At 65.5% G+C, this 17792-nt stretch carries 20 protein-coding genes; 11 read left to right on the plus strand and 9 right to left on the minus strand.

Features of this window, described 5'->3' with window-relative positions; all coding sequences use genetic code 11:
* Window positions 1–4 precede the first annotated feature (4 nt).
* From N2605_RS00885 to N2605_RS00900, 4 genes are read right to left on the minus strand one after another with little or no spacing between them, the layout of a single operon-like run.
* Window positions 5–832 (minus strand): SDR family NAD(P)-dependent oxidoreductase, encoded by an 828-nt coding sequence (locus N2605_RS00885; RefSeq protein ID WP_225153441.1) that lies wholly within the window; start codon window positions 830–832, stop codon window positions 5–7.
* 20 nt (window positions 833–852) lie between these two features.
* Window positions 853–1263: a MaoC family dehydratase gene (locus N2605_RS00890; RefSeq protein WP_225127098.1), complete on the minus strand. Its 411-nt coding sequence runs from the start codon at window positions 1261–1263 to the stop codon at window positions 853–855.
* On the minus strand, window positions 1260–1715 hold the full coding sequence (locus N2605_RS00895; protein ID WP_036014516.1) for a MaoC family dehydratase N-terminal domain-containing protein: 456 nt from the start codon (window positions 1713–1715) through the stop codon (window positions 1260–1262). The genes N2605_RS00890 and N2605_RS00895 overlap by 4 nt, the downstream gene beginning before the upstream one ends.
* 8 nt (window positions 1716–1723) lie before the next feature.
* Window positions 1724–2905 (minus strand): lipid-transfer protein, encoded by a 1182-nt coding sequence (locus N2605_RS00900; protein ID WP_036014515.1) that lies wholly within the window; start codon window positions 2903–2905, stop codon window positions 1724–1726.
* A gap of 87 nt (window positions 2906–2992) precedes the next feature.
* On the opposite strand from N2605_RS00900, the gene N2605_RS00905 reads away from it, so the two are divergent.
* The gene (locus N2605_RS00905; protein ID WP_036014513.1) at window positions 2993–3730 is read left to right on the plus strand and encodes a TetR/AcrR family transcriptional regulator; all 738 of its coding nucleotides are present in this window, start codon (window positions 2993–2995) and stop codon (window positions 3728–3730) included.
* A complete protein-coding gene (locus N2605_RS00910; protein ID WP_036014511.1) occupies window positions 3727–5283 on the plus strand; it encodes an acyl-CoA synthetase in 1557 nt (518 codons plus the stop codon). The genes N2605_RS00905 and N2605_RS00910 overlap by 4 nt, the downstream gene beginning before the upstream one ends.
* Before the next feature lie 122 nt (window positions 5284–5405).
* Here N2605_RS00910 and N2605_RS00915 read toward each other — a convergent pair whose 3' ends face one another.
* Window positions 5406–6347 carry an SDR family NAD(P)-dependent oxidoreductase gene (locus N2605_RS00915; protein ID WP_063824119.1) on the minus strand — a complete coding sequence of 314 codons (942 nt, stop codon included), beginning with the start codon at window positions 6345–6347 and terminating at the stop codon, window positions 5406–5408.
* Between the two features lie 72 nt (window positions 6348–6419).
* Here N2605_RS00915 and N2605_RS00920 point away from each other — a divergent pair, with 72 nt between their 5' ends.
* A complete protein-coding gene (locus N2605_RS00920) occupies window positions 6420–7076 on the plus strand; it encodes a TetR/AcrR family transcriptional regulator (RefSeq protein WP_051057177.1) in 657 nt (218 codons plus the stop codon).
* A gap of 126 nt (window positions 7077–7202) precedes the next feature.
* Window positions 7203–7880, plus strand: a complete 678-nt coding sequence (locus N2605_RS00925) for an alpha/beta hydrolase family protein (RefSeq protein WP_225137642.1) — start codon at window positions 7203–7205, stop codon at window positions 7878–7880.
* 3 nt (window positions 7881–7883) lie between these two features.
* On the opposite strand, the gene N2605_RS00930 is transcribed toward N2605_RS00925, so the two are convergent.
* Window positions 7884–8858 carry a ketopantoate reductase family protein gene (locus N2605_RS00930; RefSeq protein ID WP_225148510.1) on the minus strand — a complete coding sequence of 325 codons (975 nt, stop codon included), beginning with the start codon at window positions 8856–8858 and terminating at the stop codon, window positions 7884–7886.
* A 151-nt stretch (window positions 8859–9009) separates the two neighbouring features.
* Between N2605_RS00930 and N2605_RS00935 the strand changes: the two genes are divergently transcribed.
* A complete protein-coding gene (locus N2605_RS00935; RefSeq protein ID WP_225113681.1) occupies window positions 9010–9810 on the plus strand; it encodes an enoyl-CoA hydratase-related protein in 801 nt (266 codons plus the stop codon).
* Here the strand turns inward: N2605_RS00935 and N2605_RS00940 are convergent.
* Complete coding sequence (locus tag N2605_RS00940) at window positions 9807–10370, minus strand: NADAR family protein (RefSeq protein ID WP_036026370.1); 564 nt, start codon at window positions 10368–10370, stop codon at window positions 9807–9809. The genes N2605_RS00935 and N2605_RS00940 overlap by 4 nt on opposite strands.
* 43 nt (window positions 10371–10413) lie before the next feature.
* Window positions 10414–10599 carry a hypothetical protein gene (locus N2605_RS00945; protein WP_260345556.1) on the minus strand — a complete coding sequence of 62 codons (186 nt, stop codon included), beginning with the start codon at window positions 10597–10599 and terminating at the stop codon, window positions 10414–10416.
* A 197-nt stretch (window positions 10600–10796) separates the two neighbouring features.
* On the opposite strand from N2605_RS00945, the gene N2605_RS00950 reads away from it, so the two are divergent.
* The 4 genes from N2605_RS00950 to N2605_RS00965 all read left to right on the plus strand — a co-directional run bounded on the left by N2605_RS00950 (window position 10797) and on the right by N2605_RS00965 (window position 15146).
* A complete protein-coding gene (locus N2605_RS00950; RefSeq protein WP_225148512.1) occupies window positions 10797–12164 on the plus strand; it encodes an FAD-dependent oxidoreductase in 1368 nt (455 codons plus the stop codon).
* 31 nt (window positions 12165–12195) lie between these two features.
* Window positions 12196–13200 (plus strand): ABC transporter substrate-binding protein, encoded by a 1005-nt coding sequence (locus N2605_RS00955; RefSeq protein WP_225148513.1) that lies wholly within the window; start codon window positions 12196–12198, stop codon window positions 13198–13200.
* Window positions 13201–13558: 358 nt separating this feature from the next.
* On the plus strand, window positions 13559–14332 hold the full coding sequence (locus N2605_RS00960; RefSeq protein ID WP_057027464.1) for an ABC transporter ATP-binding protein: 774 nt from the start codon (window positions 13559–13561) through the stop codon (window positions 14330–14332).
* Entirely contained in the window at window positions 14325–15146 is an 822-nt protein-coding gene (locus N2605_RS00965) for an ABC transporter permease (protein ID WP_260345557.1), read from the plus strand. Before N2605_RS00960 ends, N2605_RS00965 begins: the two co-directional genes overlap by 8 nt.
* Window positions 15147–15266: 120 nt before the next feature.
* Here the strand turns inward: N2605_RS00965 and gtdA are convergent, their stop codons facing one another.
* A complete protein-coding gene (gene gtdA, locus N2605_RS00970) occupies window positions 15267–16307 on the minus strand; it encodes a gentisate 1,2-dioxygenase (RefSeq protein WP_036042440.1) in 1041 nt (346 codons plus the stop codon).
* A gap of 212 nt (window positions 16308–16519) precedes the next feature.
* Here gtdA and maiA point away from each other — a divergent pair, with 212 nt between their 5' ends.
* On the plus strand, window positions 16520–17152 hold the full coding sequence (gene maiA / locus N2605_RS00975; protein ID WP_260345558.1) for a maleylacetoacetate isomerase: 633 nt from the start codon (window positions 16520–16522) through the stop codon (window positions 17150–17152).
* On the plus strand, window positions 17142–17654 hold the full coding sequence (locus N2605_RS00980; RefSeq protein ID WP_225141022.1) for a MarR family winged helix-turn-helix transcriptional regulator: 513 nt from the start codon (window positions 17142–17144) through the stop codon (window positions 17652–17654). The genes maiA and N2605_RS00980 overlap by 11 nt, the downstream gene beginning before the upstream one ends.
* Window positions 17655–17792 lie beyond the last annotated feature (138 nt).

Genomic DNA, 17792 nt, shown 5'->3' on the forward strand with positions numbered 1-17792 from the left:
GCTCTCAGACAATCAGGCCGCCGCCGGCGACGACCACCTGACCACTGATATAATTGGATTCCGGACTGCAGAACAGATAGACGGCGTCGGCCGCCTCTTCCGGCGTACCGCCGCGGCCGAGCGGGATCATGCGCGACATGGCTTCCAGCATGTGCGGCTGCACGCCGACCTTGATGTCGCGGCCGGCGACGTCGATGGTCTTCTGCTGCGCCTCGATCGGCTGGGTCAGGCGGGTGTTGATGAGGCCGAAGGCGACGCAATTGACGTTGACCTTGTAGCGGCCCCACTCCTTGCACATGGTTCGGGTCAAGCCGATCAGCGAGGCCTTGGCCGAGGAATAGCTGGCCTGCCCGGCATTGCCGTAGAGACCCGCGATGGAGGAGATGTTCACGACCTTGCGGAACACCTCGCGTCCCTCTTCGGCCTCCTTCCTGGCGAAGACGCGGATCGGCTCGGCGGCCGCGCGCAGGATCCGGAACGGCGCGACGAGGTGGACGTCGAGCATGGCCTGGAACTGCTCGTCGGTCATCTTCTGGATGGTGGAGTCCCAGGTATAGCCGGCATTGTTGACGATGATGTCGAGCCCGCCGAACTTGTCCAGCGCGGCGCCGACGAAGCGATCGGCGAAGCCCGCCTCGGCGACGCTGCCGTTCACGGCAGTGGCATTGCCGCCGAGTGCCTCGATCTCCGCGACCACGGCGTTGCCGGGCTCGGCATCGAGGTCGTTGACGACCACCCTGGCGCCTTCGCGCGCCAGCTTGAGCGCGATCGCGCGTCCGATGCCCCGGCCTGAGCCGGTGACGAGCGCGACCTTTCCCTGCAGTCTTGTCATTTGAATGAGTCCTCTTGCTGTCACAGCGCGACGACGGCGCTGCCTTCGAGCTTGACCTCGCCGCGATCGTCCTTGGTGGTGAGCGCGAGCCTTGCGCGACGCTCGCCGTCCTCGACGAAGAGCTCGGTCACGGTGCCTTCGCAAGTGAGCTTGGCGCCGAGCTGAGTGATCGAGACGAACCGGGTCGCAAAGCTGCGGAGCTTCGACGGCGGCACCACATCCGTCAGCGCCTGCCCAAGAGAGGCCATCACCAGCATGCCGTGGGCGAACACATCGGGAAATCCGGCCGCCTTGGCGAAGTCGATGTCGACGTGGATCGGATTATGATCGCCCGATGCACCGCAATAGAGCGCGAGCGTGTGGCGGGTGATCGGCGGAAAGACCTTGTGGACGATGCGCTCGCCGGCCTTTATGTCTTCGGATGCCGTCATGACGCCGCCTCGTCGCGGACGACGATGGTGCGCGCGGTATCGGCGACATGCACGCCGTCCTGGTTGGTCACCTCGCATCGGATGCCGATCAGCGTCATCGCGCCGCCCTTCTTGTCCACGACGCTGGTCACCAGCGGTCGAAACGTCAGGGTGTCGCCGACCAGAACCGGGGCGTGATAGGCGAAGCTTTGCTCACCATGCAGCACGCGGGACAGATTGATGCCGAGCGCGCTGAACATTTCGAAGGGGTCGTCGACGTCCATCATCTCTAGGCAGAACAGATAGGTCGGCGGCACCGGCATGCCGGTGAACCCGGCCGCCCGGGCAGCATCCGCATTGCGGTAGACCGGATTCTGTTCACCCAGCGTGTTGAGGAAGTAGCGGAGACGGCCGGGCTCCACGCGCGCGGTGACCGGCGTGAAGCTGCGCCCTACGGCGGACTGGTCGACCATGGCCGATATCAGTGCCGCTTGTAGAGCGTGACGACGCAAGCGCCGCCGAGGCCAAGATTGTGCTGGAGCGCGACCTTGGCACCCTCGACTTGCGTCGAGCCTGCGGTGCCGCGCAGCTGCCGCGTCAGCTCGTAGCACTGCGCAAGCCCGGTGGCGCCGAGCGGATGTCCCTTGGACAGCAATCCGCCGGACGGATTGGTCACGATCCGGCCGCCATAGGTATTGTCGCCGTCATTGATGAACTTGCCGGCTTCACCCTCGCCGCAGAGGCCGAGCGCCTCGTAGGTGATGAGCTCGTTATGAGCAAAGCAGTCGTGCAGCTCCACCACGTCGAGATCACCGGGGCCGATGCCGGCGCTTTCATAGACTCGGCCTGCCGCCTCTTTGGCCATGTCGTAGCCGACCAGCTGCATCATGTCGCCGGCCTTGAAGGTCGAGGGCGTATCGGTGGTCATGGCCTGCGCCGCGATGCGTACTTCTTTGCCGATGCCATGCTTGTCCGCAAACCGCTCGGAGACCAGCACGGCGGCGGCGCCGCCGCAGGTCGGCGGGCACGCCATCAGGCGCGTCATGACGCCGGGCCAGATCACCTGGTCGTTCATCACATCGTCCGCACTGACCTCCTTGCGGAAGAGTGCGAGCGGATTGTTCTTGGCATGGCGGCTCGCCTTGGCGCGCACCTTGGCGAAGGCGTCGAGCGGGGTGCCGTACTTCTTCATGTGGCTGAGCCCGGCGCCGCCGAAATAGCGCAGCGCCAGCGGTATGCCGGGGGCGTCGATCAACTGGTCCGCAGCCGCGTCGAACTCCTCGAACGCGCTCGGGCGATCAGTGTAGACGCTGCCGAGCGCGCCGGGCTTCATCTGCTCGAAGCCGACCGCCAGCACGCAATCCAGCGCCCCGCTTGCGATCATTTGCCGCGCCATGAACAGCGCGGTCGATCCGGTCGAGCAATTGTTGTTGACGTTGACGATGGGAATGCCGGTCATCCCGACGTGATACAGCGCGCGCTGCCCGCAGGTGGAATCGCCGTAGACGTATCCGGCATAGGCCTGCTGCACCTTGTCGTAACCGAGGCCGGCATCGGCGAGCGCCAGCTTGATCGCCTCCGTCCCCATCTCGTGATAGGGCGCGCTCGCGCCCGGCTTGGCGAACGGGATCATGCCGACCCCTGCGACGATGACGTCAGACATGGCTTCCTCCCAATAAATTACCCATTGGACTTTTTCTTACCCATGGGTAACATATCGGCCGAACCCCACGAGAGTCAACCGACGAGCATGGATTCAGCGCCCCCCGTTCCACCCTCATCGCCATCGCCCTGGCTGCCGTTCGAGAGCCGCCGCCGCGCCCGCGACGAAAAGCGCGAGGCGGTGCTGCGCGCCGCCGTGCAGCTGTTCCTGGAGCAGGGCTATCACCGCGTGACGCTGAACGAGGTTGCGGACCGGCTGAACATCACCAAGCCCGCGCTGTACAATTACTTCCGGGGCAAGGACGAGATCCTGTTCGAATGCTGGTCGATGGGCGCCGAACTCGTCGACGGCGTGATCACGGAGATCAACGCCGGCGGCGGTTCGGGTCTCGCCAAGCTGCGCAAGCTGGTGCACGCCTATGCCGAACTGATGGCGACCGATTTCGGCGCGAGCCTGGTGCGTTTCGATTTGCGCGATCTGGCCGAGCGGAACGCCGGTGTCGCACGCGCCGCCAAGAGGCGGATCGACGCCACCTTCCGGCGTTACATTGCCGCGGGCATCGCCGACGGTTCGATCAGGCCTTGCGATCCCAAGCTTGCAGCCTTCGCGATCGCGGGTTCGCTCAATTGGATCGGCCATTGGTATCGACGGGAGGGCAAGCTGTCGCCGACCGCGATCGCCGACGAGTTCACGGTGCGGCTGACGGACGGCCTGGCGTCCCAGGTTCGGCTGCAGACGACAAGGAAGACGCCGAGGGCGCCGCAAGGGCGCAACTCAGGACGCAAGACAACAGGGAAGAAACGCACGGGAGGAGAGACGGGATGAACATCACGCACGGCCTGCGCAGGGCGCTGCAGATCAATCCGAATGGGCTGGCGACCGTTTATGGCCAGCGGCGGCGCAGCTGGGGCGAGCTCGGCGAGCGCGTTACAAGGCTGGCCGGCGGCCTGCGCACGCGCGGCGTCAGGGACGGCGACCGTGTTGCGGTGCTGTCCTTCAACTCGGACCGCTATCTCGAGCTCTATCTGGCGACCGGCTGGGCGGGAGGCGTGATCGTGCCGCTCAACATCCGCTGGAGCGCGCTGGAAAACGAGGATGCGCTGCGCGACTGCCGCGCGTCCGTTCTGCTGGTCGACAAGGCCTTTGCGCAGGTCGGCGCGCAGCTCGCCGGCGCCATTCCGGGGCTGAAGCTGATCTATGCCGACGATGGCGAGGCGCCGGCGGGGATGGAGAGCTATGAGGCTTTGGTTGCGGGCAGCGCTCGGGTGCCCGACGCCATGCGCAAAAGCGACGATCTCGCCGGCATCTTTTACACCGGCGGCACCACCGGCCGTTCCAAAGGCGTGATGCTCAGTCACCAGAATCTGATGGCCAATGCGCTCAACGCACTCGGCGAAGGCCTGTTTCCGGCAAGCGCGATCTATCTGCATGCGGCTCCGATGTTTCACCTTGCCAACGGGGCGGCGATGTATTCGCTGCTGCTCTCCGGCGGCTCGAACGTGATCGTTCAGGGCTTCACGCCCGAAGGCGTGATGGCTGCGATGCAGAACGAGCGCGTCACCGACGTGCTGCTGGTGCCCACGATGATCCAGATGTTCGTCGATCACCCCGCGATCGGCAAATACGACCTCTCGTCCCTGAAGAACATCATCTACGGGGCCTCGCCGATCAGCGAGGCGGTGCTCGATCGTGCCGCGCGCGCACTGCCGCATGTGCGCTTCACCCAGGCCTATGGCATGACCGAATTGTCGCCGATCGCGACGCTGCTACATGCGAACGAGCATGTCGCGGAGGGGCGCAGAAAGGGACGTCATCGCGGTGCGGGCCGCGCCACGCTCGGTTGCGAGGTGCGGATCGTCGACGAGAACGACCAGCCGCTGCCGGCGGGCGCGGTCGGCGAGATCGTGGTGCGCGGCGACACCGTGATGATGGGCTATTGGGAGCGGCCGGAGGAGACCGCGCGCGCCGTCGTCGACGGCTGGATGCACACGGGCGATGGCGGCTACATGGACGAGGACGGGTTCATCTATGTCGTCGACCGGGTGAAAGACATGATCATCTCGGGCGGGGAGAATGTGTACTCGGTCGAGGTCGAGAACGCGCTGGCCCAGCATCCGTCGGTGCTGCAATGCGCCGTGATCGGAATTCCCAATGAGCAATGGGGAGAGCAGGTCCATGCCGTCGTGGTCAAACGCAGCGGCGTAGAGGTTTCGACCGGCGAGCTGATCGAGTTCACGAAGACGTTGATTGCCGGCTACAAATGTCCGCGCAGCATCGAGATCACCGAGACGCCGTTGCCGCTGTCCGGCGCCGGCAAGGTGCTGAAGCGCGAGCTGCGCAGGCCGTTCTGGGAGGGGCGGGAACGGCGGGTCAGCTGACGGCTCCCGCGCGTTACGGCCTGCGCGCCGAGGACGCGCGAAGATTGATGTTTTCCAGATCGTGGTCGCGCGGATACGCCCACCGGGATCGCCATGAACTGTGTTTTCAGGCTGCGTCCGATCTAGCCATGAGCCGTCTTGCCGCCGTCGATCACGAACTGGCCCCCGGTCGTGTAGGGATGATCGTCTGAGGCCAGCACCAGCGCAAAAGCCGCGATCTCCTCGGGCGTCGCCAGGCGCTGCAACCCCGGGACGTTGGATTTAGCCCATTGCGCGATGCCGACGTGCCAGGCGGCATCGGGCAGGCCCTCCATGCCGGCGAGCCGGCGGATCATCGGGGTGTCCGTGGTGCCGGGGATCAAGGTGTTGATGCGGATGCCATGCTTTGCGTAGTCGAGTGCCGCGGCCTGCACCAGGCCGACCAGTCCCCGCTTGGCAGCCGAATAGGCCGAGCGCTTGGCCGACGTCGCAATGGCGTTGGACGAGGAGGTGACGACGATCGATCCGCCTTTCTCCAGCATGTGCGGGATTTGATATTTCATCGACAGGAACACGCCGCGCAGATCCGTGCCGATCACGTCGTCGAATTCGGCCGCGCTGAATTCATGCAGCGGCTTCTCGATGGAGATGCCGGCATTGTTGAAGGCGACGTCGAGCCGTCCGTAGCGCGCGATCGTCGCGTCGACCAGCGCCTTCACCTCGGACTCGTGGCGCAGGTCGGCGCGAATGAAGACGGCCTCGCCGCCGGACTCGCGCACCTCGGTCTCCACCTGCTTGCCACGGTCGGTGTTGCGCCCGCAAAAGGCGACGCGGCCGCCCTCGGCGGCGAACATCAGCGTTGCGGCCCGCCCGATTCCGGAGGTGCCGCCCGTGACGATGACGACCTTGCCCGCGAACCTTTGCTTGCCGCTCGGCTTTTGCTGCGGCAGCGCCGCGCCCTGGCCGAGCGCCACGCCGCCGGCGAGGCCGCCGACGGCACCTGCGAGCATGCCGAGGGCCGCGCCCCCGACCAGATGACGCCGCTTTACGGGATGGCTCGCGATGATATTCTGCATTTCGGTCATTTCGAACTCCGGTCCGCTCAATCTGAACAGTGTTAAGATAGATATGCTGCAATCTGAACAGTGTCAAGTTACATGAAGAAACGGCCCCCCGCCGCCAAGCGCAGCACCGCTCCGACCCGGCCAAGGCCGGAGGTCGGATACCATCACGGCGAATTGCAGGAGGCGCTGATCGCCGCGAGCGAAGCCATTCTCGCCGAGCAGGGCGCGGAAGCCTTCACGCTGCGCGAAGCCGCACGCCGCGCCGGCGTTTCGCCGGCCGCGCCATCGCATCATTTCGGCAACGCCCAGGGCCTTCTCACCGAAGTGGCGATCCGCGGCTACGACGCGCTTGCCGGCGCCTTGCGCGAGGCGGCCTCCGGCAAGCAGGGCGTCCGCGACAAGCTCCACGCCCAGGGACTTGCTTATGTCGATTATGCGTTGAGGCATCCCGGCCGTTTCCAGATGATGTTTGCCAACAAGCGGCTGGTTGCCGACGATGCGCGCCTGAAGCAGGCGAGCAGGGCCGCCGGCCATGCGTTCGAGGTCGTCGTCGCCGAGCTGACCGGCGGCACCGCGAAGGAGGCGAAGACGGCGGCTGCGGCGGCCTGGTCCACCGTTCACGGCTTTGCCAAGCTTGCGCTCGAGGAGAAATTTGGCTCTGTGAACAATGAGGCCGGACGCCGCGAGATCATGATGACGCTCGATCAGGTCCTGAACTATCTCTGGCCCGCGAGCGGCACGCGCCAATAGAGCATGATCCGTAAAAGTGCGAAGCGGTTTTCCGGAAAGATCATGCGCAAACAACAACCTAAAGCGTCATGACGATTCATCCAGATCTCATCGCGCTTTAGATGCACATCGAGGCTTGCGTAGGTCATGACGGGCAAGACGACAGAGCTCAAGCTCGACATCGAGCGCATCGGCACGGTCTCGGCGATCCTGACGCAGCCGACCCACGCGCGCGCCTGCTACGTCCTGGCGCACGGCGCCGGCGCAGACATGCGGCATTCCTTCATGGAGAAGGTTGCAGCCGGCCTTGCCGAACGCGGCATTGCGACGTTCCGCTTCAATTTTCCCTACATGGAAGCGAAGAAGGGACGTCCTGACCCGCCCGCAATCGCACACGCGAGCGTGCGCGCCGCGGTCGCGGAGGCGGGGCGGCTCTGCCCCCGGCTGAAGCTCGTTGCCGGTGGAAAATCATTCGGCGGCCGCATGACCTCGCAGGCGCAGTCGAAGTCGCCGCTCCCCGATGTCAAGGGGCTGGCCTTCCTCGGCTTTCCCCTCCATGCCGCCAAGAAGCCGTCGAGCGAGCGCGCCGAGCATCTCGCTGCAATCGCGATTCCCATGCTGTTCCTGCAAGGCACACGCGATGAGCTTGCCGATCTTGCCCATATCGAGCCCGTCATCGAGCGGCTCGGGCGTAAGGCGACGCTGCATGAGGTCGCAGGCGGCGACCATTCCTTTGCGGTGCTCAAGAAATCCGGCCGTAGCAATGACGAGGCGCTCAACGAGGTGCTGGACACGCTCGCGGCCTGGATCGATGCGCTCGCCTGAGGCTCACGCGGAATAAAGCCCCTTGTCGCGCGCCTTCTGGATCGCGAGCGCGGCGATCAGGTCGAGCGTCGGCGTGGACAGGCCGGCGGTGCGCGCGAAGGCCTGGGGCGCCTTCACCAGCACGTCGACTTCCATGGCGCGGCCGAGCTCGTAATCCTGCAGCAGCGACGGCTTGTGGTTGGGGGCGGGGCCGCTGCGGCTGGCACGCTTGACCTCGGGAATGAAGTATTGGGCGATCTCGTTGGCCTCGTTCAGCATGCGCGGAATTACCTCCGTGAAGGCGGGGTCGTCGCGCACGCCGCGCGCGGTCTGGCCTGTAAGCAGGCACAGCACCGACAGCGACATGTTGGTCAGCAGCTTTGACCAGATCGCCTCGCGGATCTCGGCGACCGGCGGCGATTCCAGCCGCGCATCGTTGAAGACGCCGCGCAGTTTCGTGATCCGCTCGCAATTGCGGTCGTCGCATTCGCCGATCAGGAGGCGGTTGCGGTCCGGCGTCAGGTTCTGCACCACGCCGGGCGCGATCACCTCGTTGGAGGAGAAGATCACGCCGCCGATGATCCGCTCCTTCGGGATGCAGGCGCGCAGGCGCCCGCCGGGATCGAGGAATGAAATGTCGGGCGGTGTCGGGTGCCGCGGCGGCAGGCCGATACCGTACCACCAGGGAATGCCGTTCTGCGCGAACACGATCGCAGTATCGTCCTGGAGCAGCGGCTTGATGCTGGAAACCAGTCCCTGAAGCGCCGTCGCCTTCAAGGTCGAGATCACGACGTCCTGCGGGCCGAGCTGGGCCGGGTCGCCTGACGCGTTCACCTTGGCGCCGACCTCGGAATCGCCGACGCGCAGCTTGAGCCCACCCGCGCGGGCCGCCTCCAGATGCGCGCCCCGCATCACGCAGCTGACCTCATGGCCGGCGCGCGCCAGCCGTACCGCAATGTGGCTGCCGACGGCGCCTGCGCCGAAAATGCAGATGCGCATATTGATATCCCGTATCCATCCCGTGGTGTCGCCCGCAGCCAGCATGACACAAGCCGCCATGCGATGGACGCGGCCGCCCTACGCCGGAAAGATATGGATCAGGGCAGGCGCGCTCAGCCATAGTGCGCGGCAAACAACCGGAGGACCGCCGATGACTGCCAGCCCCGTCCTGTGGAGCCTCGATGAACGCGGGGTTGCGACCGTCACGTTGAATCGGCCGGAAGTCAACAATGCCTATGACGGCGCGCTGATCTCAGGCGTGCTCGCGGCCATGGACGACCTCGGCAGCAAGCCCAATTTGCGCGTCGTCGTGCTCCGGGGCAACGGCAAGCACTTCCAGGCCGGCGCCGATCTCAAATGGATCAACAGCGTGCGGCCGCAATCGCGCGAGGCGAACGAGGCAGCCTCGCGGGCGACGTTCGAGGCCGTGCAGCGGCTCAACACTTTGCCGCTTCCGACCGTCGCGCTGGTGCAGGGCGGCTGCTTCGGGGGCGGCACCGGCGTCATCGCGGCCTGCGATGTCGTGATTGCAGCGGACAACGCCCTGTTCTCGATCACCGAGGTGCGCTGGGGCCTGACCGCGGCGATCATCATCCCGCAGCTCTGCGATGCCATTAGTGTACGGCAAGTCCGCCGTTACGCGCTGACCGGCGAGCGCTTCGGCGCCGAGGACGCCCGCCGCATCGGCCTCGTCCACGAGGTGGTGCCGCTCGCCGATCTCGAGGCCGCAGGCGCCAAGGTGGTCGAGCAGCTGCTCGCCAACGGACCGGAGGCGATGGCCGAGACCAAGCGGCTTGCGCTGGAGAGCTCGTTCGGCGGCATGGCCGTGAACGATGCCGCTTACACCCGGCTCGTGCGATTGCACTCGCTCAAGCGCCAGAGCGCCGAGGCGGCGGAGGGACTGGCCTCCTTCGCCGAGAAGCGGGCGGCGAACTGGGGTAGTGGCAGCTAGGGCGCCGACGATCCTGATTTCAGTGAATGGCGGGCTTTCATCAGCGCAAAACCCAGCAGGTTGAGGCCCGGCCAGTTATGCGGGTCACTGGCTCGCTTGTCGTCTGCGGCAACACCGATCCCCCAGACGCTATCAACGGGGCTGGCTTCTACAAGCACAGCATCACGGGTCGCGAGCAGCCAGTCTCCGAGCTCCGGGTTCTGGCCAAACTTCGCCAAATTGCCGCGTACCGCGACGTCGAAGCGATGGACTATCCAGCGCTCCTCGTCGAAGCCCTTGACTCGCCGACCGAGCTTCTTCGCTTCCGAAGGACCGGGCGCAGAAAGGATGGCGGCGAGCGTGTCCTGATCCCCAAATAGTTCAGCCTTCTGGGCCATCATATAGTGCTCGGCTGTACTATAGGTTTGGCCATCAATGACGAAGGTCGCCGGCCACCACTGGCTGAGCACGTGCTTGCCGATCCTGTGATCCTTCGGAGTGTGTCCCCAGAAGAAGACGAACTCGGGAGCCCATCCAGAACTGATTGCGTTCCTTAGAGCATCAACTCCATCGATCTGCATCCCTATGCTTCCTCTTGTCCGTCCTTGGATCCTGCCATCGTGGTCAGCAGCCGCGGCAGATGTTGTTGATGCTGCGATAGACCGCGTCGTCATCCTGTCGCAATTGGCGCAGCGTTTCGAGCGTCGTGCTCTCAGCCGCCGGCGCGGCCGGCTTGCGCTTGGCCGCAAGTTCTTCCTCCTGGCGTTTGTAGCAGGCTTCGCGATCGGGCGCCCGGGGATGAAACGGCAATTTTGCTCCACGGCCGAGGCTGGAACGGCCGAGAGCGCGAGGGCGATAGAAGCGGCGAAGCAGGACCTGATGATGATCGAATTCATGGCCGTCCTTGTCTCAGGTTCACCGGTGGCGAGCAACCGCGATCTTGCGGGCATGAGGACCGCCGGCTAAGCCGTGATCCAGTTCGAACCAGATTCCGGAAGGAACGCGCCATGCGGGCCACGACGATCGACGAACCGGCGCGCAAAGTGCCGCTCTATGGCGAATATGAAGTCGTCGTGCTCGGCGGCGGGCCGGCCGGCATCGTGTCGGCGGCCGCAGCGGCGCGCGCGGGCCGGAAGACGCTGCTGATCGAGCGCTACGGCTTTCTCGGCGGCATGGGCACCGCGGCCGGCGTCACCAATTTCTGCGGCCTGCACGGCAATGTCCATGGCGAGCACCGGCGGCTGGTGCAGGGGCTGGCCTCGGAGCTGCTGGCGCGGATCGATCGCTTGAACGGCCTCAACGCGCCGCATCTGATCCTCGGCAAGGTTTTTGCCCAGGCCTATGACACCGCCGCCTACAAGATCGCGGCCGACCAGCTGCTCGCCAGCCATAAGGTGAATATGCTCTTCCACGCCCTCGGCGCCAGCGTCGTGATGGCCGATGAGCGCCGCATCGACGCGATGCTGATCGAGACCAAGGCCGGCCGGCAGGCGGTGCGCGCGGAGATCTTCATCGACTGCTCCGGCGACGGCGATCTCGCCGTGTGGGCCGGCGCGCCGTTCGAGATCGGCGACGAGCATGGCCATCCGCTCTACCCCTCGATGATGCTCCGTCTCAACGGCATCGATCCCGCAAAGGCCGGCGAGGCCTGGCGCACCATTCCGCAATTGATGGAAAAGGCCGTAGCGGCCGGCACGCACAGGTTTCCGCGCAGAAGCGCGATCGTGCGGCCACAGAAATCCGGCATCGAATGGCGGGTGAACTTTACGCAGGTGGCGCGCGAGGACGGTCATGCCATCAACGGCATCGAGCCCGACGATCTCACCCGCGGCGAGATCGAAGGCCGCAAGCAGGCGCTCGCCGCGTACGAATTCCTGCGCAGCACGGTGCCCGGATTTGAGAAGTCCTACATCGTCGACCTGCCGCCACAGCTCGGCATCCGCGAGACCCGCCGCATCAAGGGTGGCTACCAGCTCAGCGGCGAGGACGTGCTCGGCTGCGCCTCGTTCGCGGATTCCATCGGCGTCAACGGCTGGCCGATCGAGGCCCATGTGCCCGGCGACGTCGTCTTCACCTTCCCGCCGATCCCGGAATCGCGCGGCTATAATGAGCTGCCTTACCGGATGCTGGTCCCTGAGGGCGTCGACAATCTCCTGGTCGCCGGCCGCTGCGCCTCGATGACCCACGAGGGCCAGTCGGCCGCCCGGGTCTCCGGTGCCTGCTTCGCGATGGGTGAGGCCGCCGGTTCCGCCGCCGCTCTGGCGCTGTCCGGAAACCGGATTCCACGCGAAATCCCCATTGAAAAGTTGCAGGAAACGTTGAAACAACAGGGCGCCTTCATCGGACGGGACCAGGCGGTGCCCGAAGGCCTGTAAACGCACTGCAAGACAAAGCGGAGGAAACGGGATGATCGGGATTGCGCGGCTCGCGGTAGGGGGCCTGATGGCGATCATGGCTATGGGCACGGCACGGGCCGAGGATCCGCTGAAAGCCAGGATCGGCGTGCTCCGCCTGTCTTCGTCGGCGCCGGTCTTCATCGCGCAGGACAAGGGTTATTTCCGTGAGGCCGGCTTGGAGGTCGAGCTGAAGTTCTTCGACGCGGCGCAGCCGATTGCGGTCGCCACCACCTCGGGCGACGTCGATTTCGGCGTCACCGCCTTCACCGCCGGGCTCTACAATCTCGGAGGCAAGGGCACGCTGAAGGTGATCGGCGGCATGAGCCGCGAGAAGCCGGGCTATCCCCTGATCGGCTATTTCGCCAGCAACAATGCCTATGCGAGCGGCCTGAAGACGCCGAAGGACCTTGCGGGCAAGCGTGTGGCGATGACGCAGGTCGGATCGAGCTTCCATTATTCGCTCGGCCTGCTCGCCGACAAATACGGCTTCAAGCTCGCGGACGTGAAGATCGTGCCGCTGCAATCGCTGTCGAATGCCGCCGCCGCGCTCAAGGGCGAGACCGTGGATGCCGCCTTGCTGCCGATCTCGACCGCGCGAAAGCTGATGGACGAGGGCGGCGCGAAATTCCTAGGCTGGGTCGGTGACGAGACGCCGTGGCAGCTGGGCGCGGTATTCGCCGCGCCGAAGACGTTGGCCAACAAGGCGCTGGTGACGAAATTCCTCGGCGTGCTCGCGAAAGCCGACCGCGAATATCACGACGTCATCCTTGCCGCGATGAAGGACGGTGTCGCCCCGATCAACGACAAGACCAGGCCGCTGCTGGAGATCATCGCAAAGTACACCAACCTGCCGGTCGAGCAGGTGGTCGGCAACTGCGCCTATATCGATCCCGACGGCAAGCTCGACGTGAAGAACGTCGACAACCAGATCAAATGGCTGCAGGAGCAGGGCTTCGTCGATAAGGGCTTTGATGCGGAAGCGATCATCGCGAAGGAATTCGTGAAGGTGGATTGATGCTGATTGTGCAAACTCCCGCGGCAGGCGATCTGCCACCCTCCCCTGGAGGGGGAGGGTCGATCGCACCGGCGATGCGCAGCATCGTCCGGAGCGAGCGGGGCGGGGTGAGCCACGGCGGTGGTCTATCTGTCGCTTGCTCCGACCATTCGCGGGAAGTTCGGGGGCAGGAATTGCCAGCATCCGCGCCGATAGACTGTCACCCCACCCCGGTTCGCATTTCGCTTCGCTCAATACGACATAGCCGAAGCTTGGCTTCGGCGTTCTCAGGGACGGCCGCCATAGGCGGCCTATGCCCTCCCCCTCCAGAGAAGGGTGAAGAGCGCGCACACCAGCCCGAGCAGAAACGGTGCGCCTCATGGACCTGATCGCCAGCCACATCTCCCATCGCTTCGGCGATCTCGCTGTGCTCGACGACGTCTCGTTCACCGTCGGGGCCGGCGAGGTGGTAGCGATCGTCGGGCCCTCCGGCTGCGGCAAAAGCACGCTGCTGTCGATCCTCGGCGGGTTGCTGCAGCCGACCTCCGGCGCGCCCGAGCTGCGCGGCGCGCCGCCGGCGGACAGTCTCAATCCGCTGACCTTCGTGTTCCAGGACTTCGCGCTGCTGCCCTGGGCGACGGTGGAGGAAAACGTCGAATTCCCGCTGCTGCACACCCAGCTCTCGGCCGCGCAGCGCCGCGCGCTGGTCGAGGATGCGCTGCGCCGCACCGGCCTCACCGATTTTCGCCAGACCTATCCAAAGCAGCTCTCCGGCGGCATGCGCCAGCGCGTCGGCATCTCGCGCGCGCTTGCGGTGAGGCCCGCGATCCTCTTGATGGACGAGCCGCTGTCGGCGCTGGATTCGCAGACTCGCGAGCTGCTGCTGGAGGATTTCATCCGCCTGCTTGCCGATGGCGGCATGGGCGCGGTCTACGTCACCCACAATCTCGAAGAGGCCGCGCGGCTCGCCGACCGCATCGTGGTGCTGTCGCGCCGTCCTGGCCGCACCCGCGAGGTCGTCACCGTGCCGATGGCGCGGGCGACGCGCGGCGAAGCGGCGGCGCGCGAAAAGCTCCTGGTGCTGCAGAACCAGATCTGGTCGCTGATCCGCAACGAGGCGATCGATGCCGAGCGCGAGGTCCAGCATGCTTGACCGCGCGGCAACGGACACGGCCAAGAACGAAGCTACGCGGCCCGTCCGCTTCCGCGGCGCCGGTTTCGTGCCTGCCTCGAGCCGGTACGGCGGCTGGATCGCGCTCGCTTTGGTGATCGCGATCTGGCAGGCCGCCGGCAGCGCCGGCCTCGTCAATGCGCTGTTTCTGCCGACTCCTTCCGCAATTGTTCGCGCGATCTATCAGCTCGCCGTTTCCGGCGCACTCTGGCAGCATGTTTCGGCCTCGCTGCTGCGGATCGGCGTCGGCTGGCTGTTGGGAACGGCGGCTGGCATCGCCGTCGGCTTCGCCATCGGCCTGTCGCGCCTTGCGCGCAGCGTCGGCATCACCTTCATCTCGGCGCTGTTTCCGATTCCGAAGATCGCGTTGCTGCCGCTGCTCATTCTCTGGCTCGGCATCGGCGAAGAGCCGAAGATCGCGACCATTGCGCTCGGGGTATTCTTCTCGACCGCGATCTCGGTCTATAGCGGCGTCGATGCCGTGCCGCGCAACCTGATCCGCATGGCGCAGAGCTTCAACGTTCCGTTCGCCACCATCGTGCGCAAGGTGATCTGGCCGGGCGCGCTGCCGGCGATCCTTGCCGGCTTCCGCATCACCGCCTCCGTCGCGCTGCTGCTGGTCGTCAGCGCCGAGATGATCGGCGCCCAATACGGCATCGGCGCCTTCGTGCTGCAGGCCGGCAACCTGATGCAGACCGATCAGCTGCTCGCGGGCGTCGTGATCCTGTCGGTGTTTGGGCTGGCGGTCGGGAAGGTGATTGGCTGGCTGGAGATGCGGCTGTTGCACTGGCGCTAGATACGATCACCGGCGCCGTAGGGTGGGCAAAGCGAAGCGTGCCCACCATTCCTTCATGAGGCGCGAAGACGTGGGCACGGCGCAAGGGCGCCTTTGCCCACCCTACGAGACCGGCGACCGTCACGCGTTCCCGCGGTCTTCCCTGAACAGATCCAGCTTCTGCTGCACCGGCCGATCCGAGAAGCTGAACAGCACGGCGTCCTCATCCGCCTCGTGCGTCACCCAATGCCAGCTCGGCACCACGAACAGGTCGCGCGGGCCCCATTCGAACATTGTATCGCCGACGCGGCTCCGACCCTTACCCTCGATCGGGCAGAACACCGTCGCATCGGTCGAACGATAGCGCGCGGTGTTGAAACCCTTCGGCAGCAGCTGGATGAAGGTGCCAATCGTCGGCATCGCGAAATCGCCGGTCTCGGGGTTGCTGAACTTCAGCTTGAGGCCGTGGCAGGCGTCCCATTCCTGGCTCGTCCTGGCCTTCTCCAGCGCCTCGCGGGTGTAGGCATAGGGATAGCTGAAGATCGGCGAAGTCTTCGAGCTCCGCTTCACATCAACGGGCAGGAGGTTGTGGCCATAGCGGGCAAAGCTGTCGCCCGCGGGCTTGGTGATCTTCTGCTGGTCTTCCTTCGCGCCTTCGGCAAAGGAGCAGTCGAAGAATTGCACCAGTGGAATGTCGAGGCCGTCGAGCCAGAACATCGGCTGATCGGTCTCGTTGGAATGATCGTGCCAGGTCATCGACGGCGTGATGATGAAGTCCCCGGGCTCCATCGCGGTGCGCTCGCCGTCCACCGCGGTGTGGGCGCCTTTGCCTTCGAGCACGAAGCGCAGCGCCGACTGGCTGTGCCGGTGCGCAGGCGCGACGTCGCCGGGCACCACCATCTGCACGCCGGCATAGAGCGAGGTCGTGATCTTGGATTGCCCGCGCAGCCCCGGGTTCTCCAGCACCAGCACGCGCCGCTCGGCTTCCTTGGCGGTGATCAGCTTGCCGGCCTCCGTCATGTAGTCTCGGATGACGTCGAACTTCCAGAGGTGTGGCCGGCAGGCGCTCTTCGGCTCCGGCGTGATCAGGTCGCTCATCACCGTCCACAGCGCGGTGAGATTCTCGCCGTCGATCTTCCGGTAGAACGCCTCGCGTTCCGGCGTCTTGGTCACGGCTTCCATGGTTGCTGCTCCCGATCGTTTGTTGATTGACAGTATACTGAGGATCTAGGTAGCGTCAACGTGACGAATGACATACAAGGTTGTCATTCCGGGGCGAAGGGCCGCGCAACGCGTGGCCCGGCGAGCCCGGAATCCATAACCACGATCGGGAGTATGGATTCCGGGCTCGACGCTGGCGCGTCGCCCCGGAATGACAAAGCAGGGAGGTCTCAATGAAGCTGCACGGCTATTTCCGCTCCAGCGCCGCCTACCGCGTGCGGATCGCGCTGAACCTCAAGGGGCTCGGCGCCGAGCATCTGCCGCATCATCTGCGCAAGGGCGAGCAATGCGCCCCCAGCTATCTCGCCATCAACCCGCAGGGCCTGGTGCCGGCGCTGGAGGACGATGCGGGCGGAGTGCTGACGCAATCGGTGGCCATCATCGAATGGCTCGACGAGACCCATCCCAATCCGCCGCTGCTGCCGAAGGATCCGCTGCGCCGCGCCAAGGTGCGAGCGTTTGCGCTGGCGATCGCCTGCGACACCCATCCGGTGCAGAACCTGAAAGTGCTGGCGCGGCTGCGTGAGCTCGGCCTGCCCGAGGAGAAGGTCCAGGATTGGGCCGCCTGGGTCAACCGCGAGGGCCTGTCGGCCTGCGAGACGCTGATCAAGGACGAGAAGGGCCCATTCTGCTTCGGCAATGCGCCGACGGTGGCCGATCTCTGCCTCGTGCCGCAGCTCGGCAATGCGCGCCGCTTCGGCGTCGACGTCTCCGCCTATCCGCGCCTGCTCCAGGCCGAGGCCGCCGCCAAGGCGCTGCCGGCGTTTGCCGATGCGGCGCCGGAGAAGCAGCCCGATGCCGAGTAAGCCGCTTGCTCCGATCACGATGGACGCGGTCTATGCCGCGCCGGGTTATCTGTTCCGGCGCATGCAGCAGATCGCCGTCTCGATCTTCATGGAGGAGTGCAAGGCGTTCGACCTCACGCCGGTGCAATATGCCGCGCTGGTCGCGATCCACACCCATCCCGGCATCGACGCGACGCGGCTGTCGGCGGTGATCGCTTTCGACCGCTCCACGCTCGGCAGTGTGATCGAACGTCTCCAGGCCAAGGCCTATATCGAGCGCAAGCCGGCGCCGGAAGACAAGCGGATCAAGCTCCTGTACTTGACGAAGTCCGGCGCCGCGATCCTGCGCGAGATCATCCCCGCCGTCGAGCGCGCCCAGGCCCGGATGCTGGAGCCGCTCAAGCCCGCCGACCGCAAGGCGCTGATGGGCCTGCTGGCGCAGCTGGTCGATCTCAACAACGAAGCCTCCCGCGTGCCGCTGCGCGCGGAGGACGCGCTGGAGCATCTTGGAAAAGCGGGGTGAGGGGGATGAGGCGATGCTGTCGCCTCAAACTCCGCTGTCATTCCCCGCAAAGGCGGGGAATCCAGTACGCCGCGGCCCCTCGATTTCTAGCCGCGCCGTCTCTGGAATACTGGATCGCCCGCCTTCGCGGGCGATGAC

It is taken from the genome of Bradyrhizobium yuanmingense, from assembly GCF_025200905.1.
Taxonomy (GTDB): Bacteria; Pseudomonadota; Alphaproteobacteria; order Rhizobiales; family Xanthobacteraceae; genus Bradyrhizobium; species Bradyrhizobium yuanmingense.